The organism is Cupriavidus sp. LA-1 (assembly GCF_055385985.1).
Window position 1 is genome coordinate 2,861,597 of record NZ_AP031388.1, and the last position, 21,148, is coordinate 2,882,744.

20 protein-coding genes are annotated in these 21,148 nt (G+C 63.5%); 10 read left to right on the plus strand and 10 right to left on the minus strand.

Annotation, left to right across the window (positions count from 1 at the left end; translation table 11 throughout):
* Positions 1-260 precede the first annotated feature (260 nt).
* Positions 261-470 carry a hypothetical protein gene (locus ACZ5MJ_RS32005; RefSeq protein ID WP_464225100.1) on the plus strand — a complete coding sequence of 70 codons (210 nt, stop codon included), beginning with the start codon at positions 261-263 and terminating at the stop codon, positions 468-470.
* Positions 471-571: 101 nt separating this feature from the next.
* Here the strand turns inward: ACZ5MJ_RS32005 and ACZ5MJ_RS32010 are convergent, their stop codons facing one another.
* Positions 572-1,366, minus strand: a complete 795-nt coding sequence (locus ACZ5MJ_RS32010; RefSeq protein ID WP_464225101.1) for an SDR family NAD(P)-dependent oxidoreductase — start codon at positions 1,364-1,366, stop codon at positions 572-574.
* A 111-nt stretch (positions 1,367-1,477) separates the two neighbouring features.
* The gene (locus ACZ5MJ_RS32015) at positions 1,478-2,878 is read right to left on the minus strand and encodes an MFS transporter (protein WP_464225102.1); all 1,401 of its coding nucleotides are present in this window, start codon (positions 2,876-2,878) and stop codon (positions 1,478-1,480) included.
* 333 nt (positions 2,879-3,211) lie between these two features.
* On the opposite strand from ACZ5MJ_RS32015, the gene ACZ5MJ_RS32020 reads away from it, so the two are divergent.
* Positions 3,212-4,207 carry a Bug family tripartite tricarboxylate transporter substrate binding protein gene (locus ACZ5MJ_RS32020; RefSeq protein WP_464225103.1) on the plus strand — a complete coding sequence of 332 codons (996 nt, stop codon included), beginning with the start codon at positions 3,212-3,214 and terminating at the stop codon, positions 4,205-4,207.
* A gap of 72 nt (positions 4,208-4,279) precedes the next feature.
* Here ACZ5MJ_RS32020 and ACZ5MJ_RS32025 read toward each other — a convergent pair whose 3' ends face one another.
* Positions 4,280-5,452, minus strand: coding sequence for an iron-containing alcohol dehydrogenase (locus tag ACZ5MJ_RS32025; protein WP_464225104.1), 1,173 nt, complete (start codon positions 5,450-5,452; stop codon positions 4,280-4,282).
* 129 nt (positions 5,453-5,581) lie between these two features.
* Positions 5,582-6,382, minus strand: coding sequence for an IclR family transcriptional regulator (locus ACZ5MJ_RS32030; protein ID WP_464225107.1), 801 nt, complete (start codon positions 6,380-6,382; stop codon positions 5,582-5,584).
* Between the two features lie 180 nt (positions 6,383-6,562).
* On the opposite strand from ACZ5MJ_RS32030, the gene ACZ5MJ_RS32035 reads away from it, so the two are divergent.
* From ACZ5MJ_RS32035 to ACZ5MJ_RS32070, 8 genes are all read left to right on the plus strand, one after another.
* A complete protein-coding gene (locus tag ACZ5MJ_RS32035; RefSeq protein ID WP_464225108.1) occupies positions 6,563-7,588 on the plus strand; it encodes an NAD(P)H-dependent flavin oxidoreductase in 1,026 nt (341 codons plus the stop codon).
* Between the two features lie 66 nt (positions 7,589-7,654).
* Positions 7,655-8,641 carry a Bug family tripartite tricarboxylate transporter substrate binding protein gene (locus tag ACZ5MJ_RS32040; RefSeq protein WP_464225110.1) on the plus strand — a complete coding sequence of 329 codons (987 nt, stop codon included), beginning with the start codon at positions 7,655-7,657 and terminating at the stop codon, positions 8,639-8,641.
* Between the two features lie 22 nt (positions 8,642-8,663).
* Positions 8,664-9,077, plus strand: a complete 414-nt coding sequence (locus ACZ5MJ_RS32045) for a hypothetical protein (protein ID WP_464225111.1) — start codon at positions 8,664-8,666, stop codon at positions 9,075-9,077.
* A gap of 18 nt (positions 9,078-9,095) precedes the next feature.
* On the plus strand, positions 9,096-9,782 hold the full coding sequence (locus ACZ5MJ_RS32050; RefSeq protein ID WP_464225112.1) for a CoA transferase subunit A: 687 nt from the start codon (positions 9,096-9,098) through the stop codon (positions 9,780-9,782).
* Entirely contained in the window at positions 9,770-10,405 is a 636-nt protein-coding gene (locus tag ACZ5MJ_RS32055) for a 3-oxoacid CoA-transferase subunit B (RefSeq protein WP_464226666.1), read from the plus strand. Before ACZ5MJ_RS32050 ends, ACZ5MJ_RS32055 begins: the two co-directional genes overlap by 13 nt.
* 507 nt (positions 10,406-10,912) lie before the next feature.
* A complete protein-coding gene (locus ACZ5MJ_RS32060; RefSeq protein WP_464225113.1) occupies positions 10,913-11,692 on the plus strand; it encodes an acetoacetate decarboxylase in 780 nt (259 codons plus the stop codon).
* Between the two features lie 17 nt (positions 11,693-11,709).
* The gene (locus ACZ5MJ_RS32065; protein ID WP_464225114.1) at positions 11,710-12,492 is read left to right on the plus strand and encodes a 3-hydroxybutyrate dehydrogenase; all 783 of its coding nucleotides are present in this window, start codon (positions 11,710-11,712) and stop codon (positions 12,490-12,492) included.
* 16 nt (positions 12,493-12,508) lie between these two features.
* Positions 12,509-13,807 carry a DUF3734 domain-containing protein gene (locus tag ACZ5MJ_RS32070; protein ID WP_464225115.1) on the plus strand — a complete coding sequence of 433 codons (1,299 nt, stop codon included), beginning with the start codon at positions 12,509-12,511 and terminating at the stop codon, positions 13,805-13,807.
* A 454-nt stretch (positions 13,808-14,261) separates the two neighbouring features.
* On the opposite strand, the gene oiaK is transcribed toward ACZ5MJ_RS32070, so the two are convergent.
* The 6 genes from oiaK to ACZ5MJ_RS32100 form a co-directional block, all read right to left on the minus strand.
* A complete protein-coding gene (gene oiaK / locus ACZ5MJ_RS32075) occupies positions 14,262-15,635 on the minus strand; it encodes a 3-oxo-isoapionate kinase OiaK (RefSeq protein WP_464225116.1) in 1,374 nt (457 codons plus the stop codon).
* Positions 15,632-16,876: a ribulose-bisphosphate carboxylase large subunit family protein gene (locus ACZ5MJ_RS32080; RefSeq protein ID WP_464225117.1), complete on the minus strand. Its 1,245-nt coding sequence runs from the start codon at positions 16,874-16,876 to the stop codon at positions 15,632-15,634. Before ACZ5MJ_RS32080 ends, oiaK begins: the two co-directional genes overlap by 4 nt.
* Positions 16,877-16,947: 71 nt before the next feature.
* Positions 16,948-17,778, minus strand: a complete 831-nt coding sequence (gene apnO, locus ACZ5MJ_RS32085) for a D-apionate oxidoisomerase (RefSeq protein ID WP_464225118.1) — start codon at positions 17,776-17,778, stop codon at positions 16,948-16,950.
* 48 nt (positions 17,779-17,826) lie between these two features.
* A complete protein-coding gene (locus ACZ5MJ_RS32090; RefSeq protein WP_464226667.1) occupies positions 17,827-19,098 on the minus strand; it encodes an MFS transporter in 1,272 nt (423 codons plus the stop codon).
* Positions 19,099-19,472: 374 nt separating this feature from the next.
* Positions 19,473-20,201: a transcriptional regulator NanR gene (locus ACZ5MJ_RS32095; RefSeq protein WP_464225119.1), complete on the minus strand. Its 729-nt coding sequence runs from the start codon at positions 20,199-20,201 to the stop codon at positions 19,473-19,475.
* A gap of 118 nt (positions 20,202-20,319) precedes the next feature.
* Complete coding sequence (locus tag ACZ5MJ_RS32100) at positions 20,320-21,135, minus strand: shikimate dehydrogenase family protein (protein ID WP_464225121.1); 816 nt, start codon at positions 21,133-21,135, stop codon at positions 20,320-20,322.
* Positions 21,136-21,148 lie beyond the last annotated feature (13 nt).

The following is a 21,148-nucleotide window of genomic DNA, read 5'->3' on the forward strand; positions in this document are numbered from 1 at the left end:
TCGGGGAGGGAGCGATCGTACCCGCCAGGCAAAACGCCCTTCAAGCCTGGGCTCGAAGGGCGTCATGCGCTTTGCGCGAGGCGCCTAGTTCTTCGACGTTGCGGCCTTCTCGATGATGGCCGCAACGGCGGCCGGCTTCGACTCGTACACGGCATGGCTGCCCGGAGATTCGACCACCGTGGCGCCATATCCTTGCCGGCGACCATGAGAAGGCCATAACGGTCCTGCGAGAGCGCATCCTGCTTGTCCCGCAGACGGACATGAGCCAGGCCTATCTCGCTGCGGCACCCGGGAACCTTGATTATCTCGACGAAGCGCGCGGCGTCTGGGACGAGCTCATCGCCATCAACCCGGATTACTCGTTCGCAGGCGACATCGCCCGTATGCCCTTCCGGAATGAGGACCTGGGCCGCATCGCAAAGGGGCTGGACAGAGCCGGATTACTGGCAGCCTCCAGCATTCTTCCCTGAATATGGGAGACGCCGCGGTCGCGCGACGGTTGGCAAGAGCGAAACACCATTGTTCTTGCAATCTGAACCTCGGCGTCACGGGATGCCCGGAGGGGCTTGACCTAGCCAATGCTGAAGCCTTGCCCATCATCCACGACGAGCGTCGAGCCGGTCATGAATGCGCCGGCCGGCGAAGCGAGCGTCAGCAACGCGCCATCGAGCGCCTCGGGCGTACCGAGGCGCTGGCGTGGCAGACTCTCTACGATCTTCCTGCCCGCGGGGGTCTGGAACATGGCGCGGTTGATGTCAGTCTCGATGAAGCCGGGACTGATGGCGTTGACGTTGATACCGTGGCACGCCCATTCATGGGCCATCGTGCGGGTCAGATGCTCCAGCGCCGCCTTGCTGGCCCCGTAGATGCCGAGGTACGGCGAGTGCGTCTGCGCGGCGAGAGAGCAGATGTTGATGATGCGGCCAGGCAACTGCCGGTCGATGAGCCGGCGTGCGAACGCGGTAGACATCAGCAGCGCAGCCTTCGTATTCACGTCGAATACCCGGTCGAACATCTTCCCGTCCACGTCGAGCAGCGCCGCGCGCCCTCCGACGCCCGCATTGTTCACAAGCGCCCATAGCGGCGGCATGCTTTGCTGGATTGCATCCAGGACAAGCCGCACGGCTTCCTGGTCGGCAACATCGACGGGAAAAGGTCGCGCCGTACCACCGGCCTGTTCGATCAGCTCTGCGGTTTCCTGCAGCGGCTCCGGCCGCCTGCCCAGCAGGGCGATATGCGCGCCGGTGGCGGCCAGCGTCCTTGCCGCCTGCCGCCCGAGTCCCGAGCCAGCGCCGGTAACAATTGCCGTCAGGCCGCGCAGGCCGAAGCGCGCGGCAAAGAATTCGGTGTCAAAGCCATTGCTCATCTTCATTTCTTCTCTTGATGTCATTTCATTGAGTCAAGTGCTCAGTGCCCGATGTCCTGCCCTGGCGGGCGCAGCCAGAGCGGCTTGTCCTCCATCGCCTCACCACCCGGTTCAGCTGCCTCGCGCTTCCGCGACGCAGCACCATCTGCCGATAAGGAACACGATGAAAGGCAGCGCCGCGGCGAGCGGAAGCCAGCGCAAGGCGGCCTGAAGACCCACCGCGTCCGCCACCATGCCGGTGAAAAAAGGACCTGCCGCGAGGCCCAATATGTTGTTGAACAACGTCAGTGTTGCGAATGCCGAGCCATGAATAGCCGGCGGTGTGGCACCCGCAATGATCGCGCTGCATGTGCCGAATGAACTGGCAAGGAAGAACACACCGGGCGCAAGGAGAGCGAGTTGCAGATTGCCCGGTGGCAAGCGGAAGGCGATCGCCAGCAGCGTGCCCAGCACGAAGCAATAGCCGATGGCCATGTTCCACCGCTTGAGCGACGAATCCCCGCTGATCCGATCGGTCATCACACCGCACATGAGTTGGCCCAGGCCGCTGACAAGGACAAGGCCGGCAGCCAGTACCGCTGCCTCGCTGACAGGCATGCCCCAGTAGCGATTCAGATAGCTGGGCAGCCATACGAACAAAGTGCCCTGAACGAAGATCTGCAGGGCGCAGCCGAGGTACGCACAGAACACGGAACGGGACGGAAACAGGCCAGAGAAAAACGCACGCGGTGTCAGTTTCACGTGCCCGTGCACCGGAGTTCCGCTCGCATGGTCCGGCCGCGCACGTGCGAGCTTTTCTTCCGTGACCACGAAGTAATAGATGATCACCAGCACAAAGCCAATGATCGCCATCAGACCCATCGACCAGCGCCAGCCAAAGTGCGTCGCAATGATGCCGGAAAGCGAAACACCGAGCACGGACCCGAAAGCCGCGGCAGACGTAAAGCCGCCGGCGACCGTGGACCGCATATGCTTTGGAAAGATGCTCACGAGCATGGCAAAACCGACACTTCCATACGCAGCCTCGCCGACACCAACGAACAAGCGTGCGACGAACATCTCATGGTAGCTGCTGGCAATGGCGCATTCGAGCGTGGCAACACTCCACACCGAAACCATCAGGGCAATGCTTTTGACACGTCCCCACCGGTCCGCGATGATGGAAAAGGGGAGGGTCAGCACGCCGACCATCAATGGCACCACGCTGCTGATCGAACCGAGCTGTGTGTCGGATATCTGCCATTGCGCTTTCAGGAGCGGAAACAAGGCATTGATCGCCTGCCGCGACATGTAGTCAGACAGCAGCAGGCAAAACATCAATGCGAATACCACCCACGCGTAGGCGCGGGCACCCGTGGTAGCCGCAACCGGCTCGGCCGGTATCGCGTTACTCGTATACACGTTCAATTCCGTCTCCATCCAGTGATTCTCGAAACTCATGACTAGCAGTTCCGCCTGCTGGCCGTCTGCATCGCCGGGCGCCTTCTTTTGATCATCGCGCGGAGAGCGCATTGACGATGCCTCGACCAGGACTTCTCGGATCGGATCATCTGGCCTGGCGCGACTTCCCGCTTTACCTCGCACGCCACGAACTTGGCCTTTAATGACAGTAGCCCGCTGACGCACGGGCACTTGATCTCTTTGGCAGCGTGCTCACCATATCCCTGAGGGTTTTCCCTCGGTCTGCGCGAATTGACAACAACGTGTCGTGATCGGTCATGCCGGCTGACCCGGTGCGCGCCGAGAATGGACAAAGGGCAAATGCGCCGCAAAGCCAGCGCATCGATCCCGTCGGCGACAAGGCTTTCCAAACACGCAAAGCGAAGCAATCGAAAGAGTACTGACATGAAGAAGCAAACCAATAACTTCTGGTGGCGCGGTTACGCCTTGGCGATCGGTATTGGTGTCTGCGGCGCGATGCCTGTGGCCCAGGCCCAGGAGGCTTGGCCCAGCAAGCCTGTCCGGCTGGTGGTGGGCGGGCCTGCCGGTGGCAGTGCCGACGCGTTGGCGCGGCTGCTGGCGGAAGGCCTGCAGAAGAAGCTGGGCAAGCCGGTTATCGTGGAAAACAAGCCTGGTGCCGCCGGCGCGCTGGCGATCAGCGATTTGCAGTCCAACGGCAAGGACGGCCATACCCTCCTGGTCATCCAGGGCGGCGTCGTGAGCGAAGCCCCGTTGGCCTACAAGGTTCATTACAAGCCCTTTGCGGACCTGAAGCCCCTCGCCCAGATCAGCCGCACGGGGTTGGTGCTGGTGGCCAACAAGGACGTGCCCGTTTCAAACCTGAAGGAGTTGGTGGACTACGGCAAAGCGCAGAAGGACGGACTCGTATTTGCGTCTTACGCAGCGGGATTGAAGGGCCACACCTCGGGCATATTGCTCGGGCAACTCACGCACGTGCCATTGCGCCATGTCGGCTACAAAGGCTCGCCCCCGGCATTGAACGACCTGATGGGCGGCCACGTGCCCCTGATGTTCGATGGGGTGACCACCTCCTTGCCGCTGATCAAGGCGGGAAAGATCAAGGCGATTGCGTTGAACTATCCGACGCGGATTGCCGCATTGCCTGATGTGCCGACTTTCAAGGAGCTTGGCTACCCGCAGCTGGCCCAAGCAGGCTGGTTCGCCGTGTGGTCGCGCCCGGATGTCCCTGCGGCAGTCCAGCAAAAGATCCGCGAGGTGACGCTGGCGTATTTCAAGCAACCCGCAGTGCAGAACCACATCAAGGACATGGGCATGGAGGAGGGGAGTGCCGCCACCTCGGAAGAGTTGATGGCGGACCTGAAGCAGGCGTACCAGCAACAGGCCGCGCTGCTGAAGTCCATCAACTACCAGCCGGATTGATCCGGCAGTCGCCCGGACGGGCAACGGGCCGGGTGACTACCTGCCCGGTCGTGGCCGGCGCGCCCTCCCGGTTCACGCGGCCTGTTCGAGCAGCGCAATGATTTCTTCCGGCCCTTTAAACTTGCGCGCATTGCTGTGGGTCCAGCGGTCCAGCAAGGCATTGCGGGCAATCAGTTCGAAATCCTTGCGCTCCACCCCGACCTTGTGCAGGCGGTTCGGCATCTCGAGATCGTCGATCAGCTCGGCCACCAGGTCCGCGGTTTCACGGCTGGCGTCGCCTAGCGCCTCGCTCAGCAGCTTCTGCTTTGCCTCGGTCACCGGCTTGTTGAAGCGCAGCACGCTCGGCAAGGTCACGCAGGTGCAATGGCCATGCGGTACATGGAACGTGCCCGCAAGCACGTGGCCGATGCCGTGGCTGGCGCCCATCGGCACCAGTGACCACATGCCCATCTGGGACAGCCACATGCCGGCCTGCGCGTCGGCGCGGGCTTCCATGTCGCCGGGATCCTTCCTGGTGCGCCTTAGCGCATCGGGCAGCGTGCGCAGGGCCTGCAGCGCGGTCCCGTCCACGAAAGGACTGCCATAGGGCGAACAGAACGATTCCACCGCGTGATCCACTGCGCGCATGCCGGTGGACAGCCACAGCCCCAGCGGCGTATGCCGGGTCAGTTCCGGATCGAACACCACCGTGCGCGGGATCATCAGCGGATGGCGGATGCTCTGCTTCAGTTTCTTGATGGGGTCGTTGGAGCCGCCGCTCTGGTGGAATTCTCCGCCCGACAAGGTCGTAGGCACCGCGATCTGCCGTACCGTGGGTCCGCGGAATACCGGTGCTTCGACCACGCCGGTAACCGGGTCGGTCTTGAGCCGGAACGGTTCGAACTGGTCGAGCTCGGTGAGATTGTGCTCGAGGCACAGCTGCACGTTCTTGCCCGCGTCCGTGATCGAGCCTCCGCCCACGGTCACGATCAGGTCAACATCGGCAGCGCGCGCCACCGCCGCCGCCCGCAATACCGCATCGCGAGGGATATGGGCCGGAATATCGTCGTAGATGGCGGCGAACTTCGCGCCGAGCGCATCGCGCAGCTTGCTGATCTCGTCGGTCTTGTTGTTGAGCGTGTTGCTGACCAGCAGGAATACGCGATTGGCACCCAGCCGCTCGACCTCCTCCATGACCACGTCGACGAAAGGCCGCCCGAAGAATACGCGCTCCATCGGGGGAATGCTGAATGAACCTTGTCTCATCTTGATCCTCTGCATCTGGGTTGGCTGGAGTGTTCGGCGGTGCCGTGACATGGCGAAAGCCCGCCCCGGCGAGGCGCCATTGCCTTGCCGCGTAGTAAAAAAGGAAGTGCGAAGAGAAGGGCTCGCGGACTAGGCCGCCAGGACCGCTGCCTCGACGTTGCGCACCAGGTTCAGCAGGCGCGGTCCCCACTTGTCGAGCAGATCGCCCGGCGTCAGCTGGTACGAGGGCCCGCAGCAATTGAAGCTCAGCACGGCGGTGCCATCGTCCGAGCGGTAAGGCACGCCCACCGCGTTCACGTCGGTCTGCCACTCGCCGATCGACATGCAAAAACCCAGCTTCCGGAATGTTTCCAGGCCGGCTTCGAGCGAGTCGCGGATCTGCCCGAACTCGGACCGGGCGCGCTGCGACAGCTCGGACAGCAGCCCGTCCCGCTCACTCTCGGTCAGCCCGCAGTAGTAGGCCTGGCCCATCGCCGAGGTCGCCAGCGGGACGCGCGAACCGATATTGAGGCGGAAGTTCTGGTTGGCCGCGCTCGCCGCGTTTTCGACATAGATCATCGTATGGCGGTCGCGCATGCCGATGCCGACGGAAGCAGAGCAGTTGTCGGCCAGCTCCCGCATCAGGGGTCGCGCCAGCTGGCGGACCCGCATCGAGCCAAGCACCGAAAAACCCAGCGATACCACGCGCGTGCCCAGGTAGAACCTGGCCTGCGCCTGCGAATACTCGAGATAGCCGTTGGCCAGCAGCGTATGGGCGAGCCGGGAAACCGTCGCCTTGGGCAATCCCGTGCGCTCCACCAGTTCCTGGATGCCGAGGAAGCGTTCACTGGAGCGGAAGCAGTCCAGCAACATCAAGCCACGCGCAAGCGCCGATACCTGATCCTTGTCGATCTCTTCGCTGTCCGGGGCTGTCGCCGTCTTCGTCGCCATGTTCTTGGTTTGTTAAATGGAACATTCGATCCATTATAAGAAGGAATTTTTGCTTTGCAAGTATCGTATAAGGCGCAAAGTGTTGACGATAAAGAAGATTTGACTTTTTATGGCGCAGGACGCAAAACTGTAATGGAACAGTAGTTCCATTTAAGCGCACTTGGCCGCGAAAGGTCCCCGATGTCCCAGCCGTTCACCACCCCGGTCACCGAACTGTTCGGTATCCGCCTTCCCATCGTCGCCGGCGGCCTGCAATGGCTGGCCGACGCCAACTACGTCGCTGCCGCTGCCCGTGCCGGGATCATGGGGTTTATCACGGCGGCCAGCTTGCCCGACGTCGGCGCGCTGCGCGACGAGATCGCACGTTGCCAGGACCTGGCGGATGGACGACCGTTTGGCGTCAATGTGTCGATGCTGCCCGCGCCGACGCCCGGCGAACGTGTCGAGGAGACCTTCGACATGGTGGCCCGCGCCGGCGTGCGTTTCGTCGAAACCTCGGGGCGCAACCCTGAGCCCTATCTGCCGATGCTGCACGCGGCGGGCATCAAGGTCTTGCACAAGGCGCCGTCGCTGCGCCACGCGCTCAAGGCCCAGGCGATCGGCGTCGACGCGGTGTCGGTGGTGGGGGCGGAATGCGGCGGGCACCCCGGAATCGACCTGGTCGGGAGCATGGTCCAGGGCGCGCTCGCCGGCAGCCAGCTTCATATTCCGGTCTTGCTGGGCGGCGGCATCGGGCTTGGTGCGCAGGTCATCGCGGCGCTGGCGCTCGGCGTCGACGGCGTGGTCATCGGCACCCGCTTCCTGGTCGCCGAGGAGATCTGGGCGCGCCGCGAATACAAGGAAGTGCTGGTGGGCCTGCGCGAGACTGATACCGCGCTGATCATGCAGAGCGTGCGCAACACCGTACGCGCCCTGCGCAATACCTCGACCGACAAGGTGCTGGAACTGGAGCGCACCCATGCCGGGGATTTCGAGATGCTGCGCCCCCATGTGGCGGGCGTGCTCGGCCGCAAGGCCTATGAGACCGGCGACGCGAGCGTGGGAGCCCTGTCGCTCGGTCAGGCCGTGACGTTCGCGGATCGCATCGAGCCGCTGGAAGACATCATCGCCCGCATTGAATCCGAGATGCGGGCGGCCCTGGCCGGGCTCGGCCGGTTCGGCGCACCCGCCGTGCCTGCCAGGGCCGATGCCGTGCCGGCCGGCTGAGCGGCGCCGGCAACCACCGACTGACTACCCATTCCATCAAGCCCAAGCGGCAAGGAGACAGCAGCCATGAACGTTCCGATCGCAAGGAGGATCCTCTGCATTGCCGCCACGCTGGCCGGCGCCTGCCTGACACTCGGCCCGGCGCCGGTGCAGGCGGCCTACCCGGAGAAGCCGATCCGGCTGGTGGTGCCATTCCCGCCCGGCGGCATCACTGACCTCCTGGCCCGAAACCTGGCCCACCATGCGCAACAGGCCATGGGCCAGACCATGGTCGTGGACAACCGCGCTGGCGGCAGTGGGGTGATTGGCACGGACGCGGTGGCAAAGTCGGCGCCAGATGGCTACACGGTTCTGCTGGCGGCAATCGGCCAGGCCGTGGTGAACCCGCACCTGCTCAAGAAGCTGCCCTACAATGCGGCCGATATCAAGCCGGTCTCTCTGATCGCGCAAGGACCCAACGTGCTGGTAGTGAACGCGTCGAGCCCTTACAAGACCCTTGCCGACCTGCTTAACGCCGCGAAGAAGGCGCCCGAGACGATCACCTTCGGATCGTATGGCAATGGCTCCTCGCCGCACCTTGCCGCGGCCATGCTCAGCGAGCGCACGGGCGCGCGGTTCACGCACATTCCCTACAAGGGATCGTCGCCGGCGATGAACGACCTGCTGGGCGGGCAGACCGGCTTCATGTTCGACAGCCTGATCACCTCGCTGCCGAATCTCAAGGCCGGCAAACTGCGCGCGCTGGCCATCACGTCCACCGCGCGCAACCCGTTGATTCCAGATGTGCCGACTTTTGCCGAAGCTGGCGTGGCCAACTTCAGCATGCTTTCGTGGTACGGCATCTTCGTGCCCGGCAGGACCCCGGCGGATGTCGTCGCCCGGCTGAACTCGGAGATCGTCGACTTTGCGAGGGCCCCGGCTATCCGCAAGCAGTTCGCCGACCAGGGCCTGGAACTGGTATCCAGTTCGCCCGCCGACTATGCGGGCTTCCTGGCGGCGGAAGACAGGAAATGGAGCGCCGTCATCAGGCAGGCCAACATCACCGCGGACTGACACTCAACCGGATACCCACGCCATGCCGAACCCACACACGGGCAATACGCTGACACGCGAAGACATCCAGCGCGCCTGCAATGCTGTCCTCGACGCCTTCATGCAGGCGCTGAACGACCACGACGCCGCCGCCATGGACCGTTGCATGCATTTCCCCCATACCCGGCTTGCCAACGGCAAGACCACCGTTTACGAGGCGCCAGGCAACAATCCGATGGATCTGTTCCAGCAACTCGAGCGCGCGGACGGCTGGTCATACAGCCGCTGGGAATCGCGCGAGGTCGTGCAGTTCAGCGCGCGCAAGGCACACGTGCTGCTGAGCTATACGCGCTTTCGCAAGGACCACAGCGTCATCGGCGTCTATGACTCGATGTACGTCATGACGCTGCAGGACGACGGCTGGGGCATCGAGGCGCGCTCAAGCTTCGGGCCCTGAGTGGGAGCATGTGCCGGTATGGAAACGGTGAACAAGATCGTCAGGAACTGCGCCGAGGCACTTGCCGGCCTGGAGGACGGGGCGACGGTGATGGTCGGCGGTTTCGGCAGCGCAGGACTTCCTTCCGAGCTGCTCGCGGCCCTGCTCAGGCGTGGTGTGCGCGGCCTGACGGTGATTTCGAACAACGCCGGATATGACGGTTATGGCATTGCGCAACTGATCGCGGAGAGCCGGGTGCGCAAGCTCGTCTGCTCCTATCCGCTGACGGCTGGCGCAACGGCATTCCGCGACGCGTACCGCCGCCGGGATATCGAGCTGGAACTGGTGCCGCAGGGCACGCTGGTGGAGCGGATTCGCTGTGCAGGGGCGGGTCTCGGCGGCTTTCTCTGCCCGATCACCGCAGGCACGGAATTGGGTGCCGGCAAGTCCGTGCAAACCATCGCGGGTGTCGAGTATGTTCTCGAACTGCCCTTGCGCGCTGATTTTGCACTGATCCGCGCACAGCATGCGGATCGGGTCGGGAACCTCACCTATCGCCTCAGCGCGCGGAATTTCAATCCCGTCATGGCAACGGCCGCCGGCATTGTCGTGGTCGAAGCCGACGCCACGGTCGACGCCGGCGTGATCGCGCCGGAACACGTGATCACGCCCGGCATCTTTATTGATCGGATCGTCAAGAGAACCGGAGACGTATTGGGCCGTTGACAAGGGAACAGATTGCGCAACGCGCGGCACGCGATATTCGCGCCGGTGCCTATGTCAACCTGGGGATTGGCCTGCCAACGCTGGTGGGTGAGTTGATCCCGGCGGATCGCGAAGTGTTCCTGCACAGCGAGAATGGCATCCTGCACCTCGGCCCGCGTCCTCCGGCGGCGCTGGAGGACGCGGATCTGATCAATGCCAGCAAACAGCCCGTGAGTCTGAAGACGGGCGCGGCCATCTTCGACTCGGCGCTGAGCTTCGCCATGATGCGCGGGGGCCATCTGAACCTGGCGATCCTTGGCGCCTACGAGGTGGCCGAGAACGGCGACCTGGCCAACTGGACCCGGGGCGATCCGCAGACACCGCCAGCCGTGGGCGGCGCGATGGACCTGGCGTTCGGCGCGCAGGAAATCTGGGTGCTGATGGAGCACACCACCCGGGACGGGCGCCCGCGCCTGCTGCGCCGATGCCGGCTCCCGCTGACAGCGCGCGGCGTGGTCAGGCGCATCTATACGGACCTGGCTGTCCTGGAAGTGACGGCGGCTGGCTTGAGCGTGCTTGAAATGGTCGACGGCATGACGCTCGAGAGGTTGCAGGCGCTGACCGAAGCGAAGTTGGTCGCCTGAGCTATTGTCCTGCTCCGCAAATACCTTGTCATGAAATCGCCCAGTGGGCCGCCATGCACTCGGCGCTGTGCCGGCGTCGACGTCGTGCCGGTGCGATCTCCTCGATAGTGTTCACGTGTCCACCCAGAACTTGGATGGACACGATGCTCCTTGCTCTCTTGCTTTCCTTCAAGACGGATTCACTGGGTGCTTACGAACGATCTGCCGGCGCATCGCGGTGAACGGAGTGTCCCTTCGCCAGGTCCCTGGCGCACACCGCCTTTGTCCTGCTGGCGAAACAATCCATTTCATGTTTGCCGTCTTTTGTTGCCAAGGGAAAACCCGTAGGATAGTCCAGCTGATGCTGCGCCGCGACAAATCTGCCACATTCATTGGGGCAACCTCGCCACGCAAAGCCAGGCAAGGCGTGCCAATCAGCAATTCCTGACGCAGGAATCGGTCTACGTCTTGCCTGAGGCACTCAGATCGTTGAATTGTGCTGATTTCGCAACTCACAGGACCTCTGCCGTGAAGATAGATGACATCCGCAAGAACGCCTTCGCAATGCCGCTGCACAGCCCCTCGTATCCGCGCCCGCCTTTCCGATTCCTCCATCGCGAATATTTCATCATCACCTACGAAACTGACCTGGATGCCCTGCGAGCGGTCGTGCCCGAGCCCTTGACGGTCGATTCAGCTCTGGTCCACTACGAGTTCATCCGCATGCCGGACTCATCCGGATTCGGTGACTACACCGAGAGCGGCCAGGTGATTTCCGTGATCGATGAATCGGGCCAGAAGGGCAACTACACGCATGCGATGTATCTGGACGATGAAGGACCGATCGCCGGCGGCCGTGAAATCTGGGGGTTTCCGAAGAAGCTCGCCTCGCCCCGCCTGGCCATTGATGGTAACGATACGCTGCTTGGCACCCTCGACTATGGGACGCAGCGGATCGCGACCGGCACGATGGGCTATAAATTCCGCCCGCTCGATATCGAGGCCGAACGCCGGAAGCTGGCGGATACGCCGAACTACCTGCTCAAGGTGATCCCGCACGTCGATGGCTCGCCGCGGATCTGCGAGCTGGTCCGCTTCTATCTGCAGGACGTGACGGTGCTCGGCGCCTGGGAAGGACCCGCCGCGCTGGAACTCCACCCGCACGCGCTGGCGCCCGTTGCCGAACTGCCGGTCAGGAAGATCGTGGGCGCGAGGCATGTCATTGCCAATCTCACCCTCGATATCGGCGAAGTCGCCTTTGATTACGTCGCACCTGCACAGGCCCCGAGGCTTGTCGTCAACCAGTAACCCCGCAAGGAGCAACCATGTCATTGCAAGGAAAAGTCGCGCTCGTTACCGGCGCAGCAAGTGGTATTGGTGAACAATGCGCACGCCAGCTGGCTCAGGATGGCGCCGCCGTCGTCATCGCCGACCTGAATCTGCAGAATGCGCAGAACGTCGCGGAAGCGATCGTCGCTGAGGGCGGCAAGGCAATTGCCGTGTCGATGGACGTGACGAGCGAAGCCGCGGTCAACGCCGGAATCGAGGAAACGGTCAGCAAGCTCGGCAGCATCGATGTGCTGGTGTCGAATGCCGGTATCCAGATTGTCAATCCGATTGAAGACTACGAATTCTCGGATTGGAAGAAGATGCTGGCCATTCACCTGGACGGCGCCTTCCTGACAACGAAAGCTGCCATCCGGCATATGTATGCGGCAGGCAAGGGCGGTTCCATCATTTACATGGGCTCGGTTCACTCGCATGAGGCATCGAAGCTGAAGTCGGCCTATGTGACAGCGAAGCACGGGCTGCTTGGCCTTGCCCGCGTCGTCGCCAAGGAAGGCGGCTCGCGCGGCGTGCGTGCCAACGTGGTATGTCCGGGCTTTGTCCGTACACCGCTGGTCGACAAGCAAATTCCCGAGCAGGCCAAGGCCCTCGGAATTTCGGAAGCGGAAGTCGTCAGGAACGTGATGCTCAAGGAGACCGTGGACGGGGAATTCACGACTGTGGCTGACGTGGCCAGGACGGTTGCCTTCCTGGCCGGATTCGAGTCGGCGGCGTTGACGGGGCAGTCGGTCGTGGTGAGTCACGGCTGGTTCATGCAATAAATACAAGGAGTCAGTCTTGCGCCGCAGCGGAACCAGCAGAATCAATCGCGACCATCAGCTAGAGTTGCCCCCCTATGACGAAATCGGATTGGTCCTTCAGGGAGGCGGCGCGCTCGGCTCCTATCAGGCAGGCGTTTATCAAGGTCTGGCCGAAGCTGGCATCAGGCCTACCTGGATCTCGGGAATTTCGATTGGTGCATTGAATACGGCCATCATCGCAGGCAATGCGCCTGAAGACGGCGTGGAAGCATTGCGCGGCTTCTGGAACACCATTTGCCAGCCTGCGGACCTGATCGGTCACGTGGGCGCCTGGTGGCCGGCGACGTTGGGTTTCAAGGATATTGCGCGCAAGTGGTCGAGCATGTGGGCCGCCAGCCGCGCGCTGACAGAAGGCCAGAAGGGGTTCTTTGCACCGCGCTCGCTCCTGCATGCCGCGGGGCTGGCACCTAAAGATCCAAGCCAGGTGAGCTTTTACGATACGGCCGCCTTGCGCGCCACGCTGCTCAAGTACACCGACTTCGATCGTATCAACGACGGCGATATTCGGGTTTCCGTGGGGGCGGTCAATGTCCGCACCGGGAACCTGATCTATTTCGACAATACGAAGATGCGCCTGAAGCCGGAGCACTTCATGGCATCGGGAGCGCTACCACCCGGTTTTCCCGCAGTTGAAATCGATGGCGAATACTATTGGGACGGCGGCCTCGTCTCGAACACGCCGCTCACTGAAATTGTCAGGGAATCGCAGCACAAGGACACACTGATATTCCAGGTGGATCTGTGGAGCGCGCGTGGCAGGCTGCCGGGCAACTTCCTTGACATTTCAGAGCGGACCAAGGATATCCAGTACTCGAGCCGGACCCGGGCCATCACCACCTTTCTCGAGGCGGAGCAGAAGCACGCCGGTCTCATCAAGCAACTGCTGGAACATATTCCCGAGGAAGTGCGCCAGAGCCATCCACTGATGCGCAAGGCACAGAAAGTCGCGGATGGCAGTGCGGTCAATGTGGTCCACCTGATCTACAAGAACAGGGCCTTCGAGGGACACTACAAGGACTATGAGTTCAGCACCGACACGCTTGGCGAGCATTGGGAGGGCGGGCTGGAGGACATCCGCCGCTCGCTCGGCAATCCTGACTGGTTTGCCATTCCAAGCCGGGACATCGGCTTCGTGACACACGACGTGCACCGCCAGGCAGTGTCGGCGGCGCCGACTGCCGACGCGCTCAATGACGTGGTCGACACCGCAAGGCTCATGACGATTGAGAGTATCTCCGCCGGCCAGGCAGACGAACTGGGCGCCGGCGCCAGGTAACCCCGGGCGGGGAGTGCTCCAAACCATGTTCCTCAAAGGCACTCGCTGAAACAGCAACGGGACCGAGCCGTTTGACGTGACGGGGGAGGCGGTGACTCCGGCCTCGAAAAGCGAAGCACAACGTCTCACGAACTCTCGGCGGAGCTTGAGCGGGCGCGCGAAGCGCTGCGGATTTTCAAGGACGCGCCGGCCCCGGAATTCCCAGGGCGCCTGGATCGACGCGGTCGGCGATGATGGCCGCGCCCCCAGTATTGGTACTGCGGCACCAAGCAGTACCGCGCTTTTGTCGGTGAAGCCGACCAGCAACGCCCGAATGCCAGCCAGCGTGGTGTGACCGGGCCGGCCGATCACGCAGCGAGGGTGTTTGGCGAGAGAATGTCTGCTTTCTACTGCGGAACGGCCATTTGAGCGTCTGCGGGCGCACGTCGGCGATCGGCGGATGATGGCTGCTGAATCAACCGCCAGTCAAAACCTTGCCAAAGAACGCATCGTCGCCAATCTGACCACCCTTGAGAACAATCTCCAGGCCGTCCCGTTGCGGCATACGCGAAAAAGCGCGGCAAAGGGGGGCGCCCGGTGCCATGGCGGCTTCGACCGCCAGTGCCGAGATGCCGAGCATACTGGCCACCCCTCCGGAACTGTCGCCACCGGCCACAACGACTCGCCTGAGTTCGGTGCGATCCAGCAGGCATTTCATGATCTCGCCCAGCGTGGTACCCACCAAACGCACCGCATCGGCCCGGGTGCGGCCGGCGTCGCGTGCGAGCGCTTCGAAGCCGACGACGGCGGGGTCGTCCGGTCCCATGGCGGTGTAGATAAGCGGGCTGATTCCCTGCCGGACGCTGCTGCAGGCTAACGCGACCACACGCTCGATTTCCGCTGGCGCCGTTTCGGCGCACAGAATCTTCCAGAGGTCCACGCGTTCGGTGGTAAAACCATTGCGGGCAGCCCACTCGATTTGTGCAGCCGTCACCGGAGAGCAGCTGCCGCTCACCACCGCGATGACCGATGCGGGCCTGGCGGTGGGGAGGGCAGTCTGCCGCGGAATCCAGCCGCGCTGACGCCAGTACGCCGTCAGCGCATATTGCAATCCGGACGAGGATGCCGTGAACACACCACTGCCTTTGCCTTCCCAGACCAGTTGGCCCGCCGCGAGCAGTGTGGCATCGTCCAGCACGTCGATCAGCACGACTGGCGCGTCGTCATTATCGTGGGTGGCAACGCGTTCGGATCCCATTCCTCCATGTAGTTGCACCATGTCAACCAGGGTGATCGGGCGCGTCGTCTGCTGCCGCAGGTGTACGCGCAGGTCGGCCTCGGCCATCGGCGTGACAGGGTGGCGCGACATGGTCGGATGGCGGTCGAGCCGATAACCTTCTCCGCCGATGGCGGCGAACAGGTTGCCAAACAACTGATAGCGTTTCAACCGCGGTGCGCCAACCACCATCGGTACCCATCGCCCGCCGGCCGTTTGCACGCCCAGGTCGATGGCCTTTCCGATCGAGCCGATGGTTGGCGACGAATCGAAGGTCGAGCAGATCTTGTATTGCAGAACTGGCGCACCAAGCTGCTTCAGGCTGGCGAAGGCCTTCGGCAATTCTGTGTCCATCCACTCGGGACTACGTCCGCGCGCCGACCCGGCAAGGCCGACGCAGCGCGCCTCAGGGAAGCGCTCCAGCAGTTCGGCGGTGGGCGGCTCCAGGCACAGGACGGTGGGAATGCCAGCCGCCGCCATGACTTCCATGGCATCGGTGGAGCCGGTGAAGTCGTCGCCATAGTAGGTCAGCAGCAGGCCCGGAGGCAGGCCGGTGGTCGTGGATGTGTTCATCGCCAGAACTCCATGGCCTGGCGCAACGCGGTGCTGGTGGCCGCATGCTGCGGCAGCGGAATATGGTTGACCGCAGCGGCCCAAGCTTCGCGCAAGGCTTCCACGCCTGCGGAAACGCCTGCCGGATGGCCGAAGATGCCGCCGCCCGCAGTGTGGATCAGGTCTGTCGTTCCCAGGGCCCGATAGGTGTCCTCGGCCTGCAGGCCAGTCTGACCAGAACTGAAGACCGGCATGGCCGGCATGGCTGCCTCGGGCATGATTGGTGCCAGCACTGCTTTTGCGGCAGCAATGACGCTTTCGTCCGCTTCGCTGAATTTGTTGCGCAGGCCGTTCACATGCAGATGGTCGGCGCCGGCAAGCCGCCAGATCTTCTGCCAGGGCGCATAGTCCCAACCGAGCGCGGGGCTGCGCGACAGGTAGCCCCAGCCCGCCCGATGGGCATGAATGGGCAGTTGACTGTGCCGGCGCAGTTCCTGCAGCCCGACGATGCCGATCGAATTGAGGCAGACCATGACACACGTTCCGCCCTGTGCCAGCACATGGTCGTGCCGGCGCTTCATCTGGTCCAGGTCACCGGTCAGGTTGAACGCCACCATCGCCTTGCGGCCGCTGCGCTGCGCCGCCTCGTTGACGACGCGCATCACCGCGGTCACACGCTCGTCGAAGGGGCAGAAGCTGCCGTCCGACTGCAGTTCGTCGTCCTTGATAAAGTCGATGCCACCGGCCACCAGCTCCCGGACCTGTTGCACCGTCTGCTCGACGGATAGCCCGACGCTTGGCTTGATGATGGTGCCGATCAGCGGACCCGAGGAGACTCCGGCCAGCTTTCGTGTCCCGTCGATGCCGAATGCCGGCCCCTGGTAGGCGCCGGCAAACGAAGCCGGCAGTTGCAGATCCGTGATGCGCAGTCCGCTGACCTGCCTGAGCTCGAAAAGATTGCCCGCGACGGTGGACATCAGGTTCGGCAGCGACGGGCCGAGATTCTCGAGCGGCCACGAGATCTCCAGCGCGCAGCGGTGATAGACATCGGCTGGCATCCCGCCGGGCAAGCTTGGCTTGTCCACGGTCTCCAGCACTTCGAGGCGCTCGATGCGCGCCCCCGAGCGCTGCTTGAGTTCGGGCGTCTCGTTCGGCAACGCGATGAAGGTGCCGCTCGACTGTTCCCCGGCGATGACCTCGGCTGCGCGCCGCGGGTCGTCGCCGGTTTCCAGCCAGTAGCTGGCATAGATTCGTTCGCTCACTGCTTGCTCCTGCTCTTGGTTCCTGCCGCCGGTTTGCCCGGCAGCATTGCTCGCTTTGGTTGGCCGTGGGATCAGGTAATGCGGCGGATGCTCTCCGCAATCTCATCTCGGTCGAAGACCTTGATCCAGTCGTCGCGCATCAGGCGCGGCTTGCCAAACTCGATGGCCTTGTTGCAGGCATCCGAGAAGGCACCAGGGATTTCGTTAAAGATCACCGCGCCGAGGATGTTCATGTGACCGAGCAGGAAATCGCGCGCCGCCTCCTTCGGCACGCCGCGACGAACGGTCTCATCCATCGCTTCGCGCATCACATAGAGCAGGGTGGCGCAGATCGTCTCCGACAGGCCCGGCTCCAGCAAGGCCATCTGGTCGACGGTCAGGCGATAGGAACGGAGAATCGGGGCATAGATCACCTTCGCCACGGCCTCGCCCAGGTCGAAGGCTTCCTCGGGGCCCTGCATCAGCGCGCTGGTGATCGACTGCTTGGCGGCACCGCCGCCGAAATAATCGCGGCGCGCCTCGGGGTCGGTCTCGTCGTTGAAGATCAACGGGTGGCAGGGGTGGGCGACGAAATAGGTCAGGTCCGGCCGGTCGGGCAGGTGGCCCGCGAACGGGGCGGCGGCATCGAGCGTCATGACCATGGTGCCGGGCCGTAGTTGCGGGGCAATCTGGGCCGCGATCTTGCCGATGATGGTATCGGGCACGGCCAGGATCACCACATCGACATTGTCCAAGGCGGCTTCGGTGCTCACGCATTCGATACCGAGCTCGTCCATCAGGCGCTTCTTGCCGACCTCGCTCACCTCAACGTGGCTGACGCGATAGTCCGACTTGAGCAGGTTCCTGGCCAGGCGCACGCCCATCTTGCCGCCGGCGCCAAACAGGGCGATCTTCTCTTTCATGCTGGTTCTCCAGTTAAGCAGGCATCGTGATACCGATGCACTGCGCATTCATTTCAGGTTAGCCGTCGGTTCCAGCGCACCGTTGTGCTCCGGCGCGGCCTGCTGCTCGCGGGTAGAGATGGCGAAGACGAGCACTGCGGAAAGCAGCATGAAGCCGCCGACGATGAACATGGGCACCTGGTAGGAGCCGGTCGCGTCCTTGACCGTGCCGGTCACGAACGGGGCGGCGAAGCCCGCGAAGTTGCCGATGGTGTTGATGAGTGCAATGCCCGCTGCAGCGCCGGCGCCGGAAAGGAAGCGAGCCGGGATCGACCAGAAGTTGGGCAGGGCCGAGAAAATGGCGCAGGCCGTCACGGTGATCACAGCCACGGTCGCGGCGGGCGATTGCATATACAGCGCCACGGGAATGCTGACGGCGCCGATCAGCGCGGGCACGCCTACGTGCCACGGCCGCACGCCGCGCCGCGTCGCATCGCGGCTCCACAGGAACAGTGCGAACGCCGCGGGCAAGTACGGAATGGCCGTGATCCAGCCCTTCTGGAAGACGTCGAACTTGGTGCCGTATTGCGCTTCGAAGCCGCCGATGATGGTTGGCAGGAAGAACGCCAGGGCATACAGGCCGTAGATCAGCCCGAAATAGGTCAGCGCCAGGACCCAGACGCGGCCGTCGCGCAGCGCCTGGCCAGCCATGCGGCCATGCGAGTGGGGCTTGATCTGCTCTTCCTTGTCCAGCTCCTCGGTGAGCCAGTCACGCTCGGCGGCGGTCAGCCATTTGGCTTGTCCGGGCTTGTCGGCCAGGTAGAACCACGTGATCACCCCAACCACGATCGCCGGCACCGCCACGCCGAAGAACATGATGCGCCAGCCCGCGAGCCCGAACAGGCCGTGCGCCTCGATCAGCAGCGCGGCAACGGGTGCGCCGATGACGATGGTGAGGGGCTGCGCCAGATAGAACAGCGCCAGCACGTGGCAGCGATGGCGCGCCGGCACCCACATGCTCAGGAACAGGATGGCGCCGGGAAAGAACCCGGCCTCGGCAACGCCCAGCAGGAAACGCAGCAGGTACAGGCCTTCGATGCTGCTGACCCAGGTGAACAGGAGGGCGACGATGCCCCACGTCACCATGATGCGCGCCAGCCAGCGGCGGGCGCCGTATTTGTGAAGCGCGAGGTTGCTGGGAATCTCCAGCAGGATGTAGCCGACGAAGAACACCCCGGCAGCGAAACCGAACTGCGCGGCGGTCAGGCCCAGGTCTTTTGTCATGCCGTTGGGGCCGGCAAATGAAATGGCAGTCCGGTCCAGAAAGTTGATGAAGAACATCAACGCAATGAACGGTACGAGCCGCAGCGATACCTTGCGGATCGCGGACCGCTCGACGGCGGTGGTTCCAGTGTTTTCCACGTTGTCTCCAGTAGGTCGCACGCCGGCACGGTCGTCGGGCGGCGTCTCGACGCAGTCTTCCGCTGCTGTCGTGGTGTAATGGTATGATGAGTACACCATCACGCCAAGCGGCATTTTATCGGGGTTTACGCGAGACCCGAAATGGGCACGAAAAGGCGCCTAAAGAGACAGCGGGAACGCCAGGGAGAAAACTGGCGTGACCCAGCGGGAGGGAAAGGGCGGGCCGGCTTAAGCAAGCCGGCCAAGACCTGGCAGGCGCTGCCACCAGGAGAGGGGAGATAACGCGATGACGGCTACGATATATCCGCCGTGGTGCCGTTCAGCGTCCGGTAGAGCGCGTTGGCTCGGGTGAGGTGCTCGCGCATGGCGCGTGCAGCCGCATCGCCATCATGGGAGGCAACCGCGTCGATGACACGCTGGTGTTCCGCGAGCGTCAGCGCCTCGGCGCCGGGTGCGCGCACGATGCCCCGGTAGTATTCGCGCGCCCATTCGAACAAGGCCTGGACGATGGCGGGAAAAATTGGGTTCCCGCTGATGTGTGCCAGTTCACAGTGGAAGGCCATGTCGCGCGTCAGGAAAAGCGCCGAGTCATCCTTGGCCTGGCGCTGTTCTTCCAGGCGGGCCTGCAGGCGCCCGATGTCGTCCGGCGTCGCATTGGCGGCGGCGAGTTGCGCCATCCCGCATTCCAGGAACACGCGCGCGCCCTTCAGGTGTTCCAGCGAGTCCGGGTCAGAGCGCAGCAAATGTTGTGCACCCGCCCCGATTTGCTGGATCAGGCGTTGCGGGGTGGGGATCACGACCCGCGCGCGCTCGCCGTGCGCAATTTCAATGATCCCGGCGCGCTCCAATGCCTGGAGCGCTTCACGGATGGCTGGTCGACCTACACCGTAGTACTCCATGAGATCGCGTTCGGCGGGAAGCTGTTCGCCTGGGGCGATCTCGCCGTTGCGGATGCGCTCGGTGAGCCTGTCCAGCACGTCCTCAAATAGTCGGCGCCGTTGAATGGGTTCGCTTGTTGCCATGCTCCATGAGATCTTTATGTCATCAGACCATATGATGGCATGAACAGCAGGACAAAACCGGGAGCGCATTTTACGAACCGTGCCGCACAGATACGGTGAGGTGGCCGGAACGGCTGGCTCAAGACAGGCGGGCAATCTCCTCAAGCAGCGCCGTCTCCATCGCCTCGATCGGCGCGCGGGCGCAGCCGGTGTAGAACTCGACCTGCGCGCATGCCTGATGCAGCATCATGCGCGTGCCGTCGATGGTCCGACAGCCAAGCGCCGCGGCATCCCGGATCAGCTTGCTCCTGACCGGGATGAACGCTGCGTCCATGACGACCAGGTGCGACGCGAGTCGTCCGGCGACCGGATTGACATCGGGGGCGCGAAAGCCCGCGGCGGTCGCGTTGGCGAGCATGTCGAAATCCGCCGCGCGGAAGTCCGCCAGGCCGCCGCCAAAGCGCAGGCCCAGCGAGATGGCCAGTTCCTCCCCGCGCGCGGCGGTACGGTTGAACACGGTCACGCTGGCGCCGGCCTCGCGCAGGCCATAGGCCATGGCCCGCGCCGCGCCGCCCGCACCCAGCAGCGCAATGCGCTTGCCGGTCACCTCGGTCACTTCCTGGAACGCGCGCACGGCGCCGATGCAGTCGGTGTTGTAGCCGGTCAGCACGCCTTCGATATTGTTGATGGTGTTGACGGCGCCGATGGCGCGAGCGGTCTCGTCAAGGTGGTCAAGATGCGGGATCACGGCCTGCTTGTGCGGCATCGAGACATTCATGCCGCGCACGCCAAGTGCGCGGATCGACTGCACGGCGCCGGGCACGTCCTGCACGCCGAAGCAGACAAAGGTGTAGTCGACCTCCAGCGCCCGGTAGGCGGCGTTGTGGATGCGCACGTTGAAGGTGAAGGGCTCGCCCATGATCGAGCCGCACAGCGTGGGAATGGAACTGGGCATGGCGGGGTGTCCT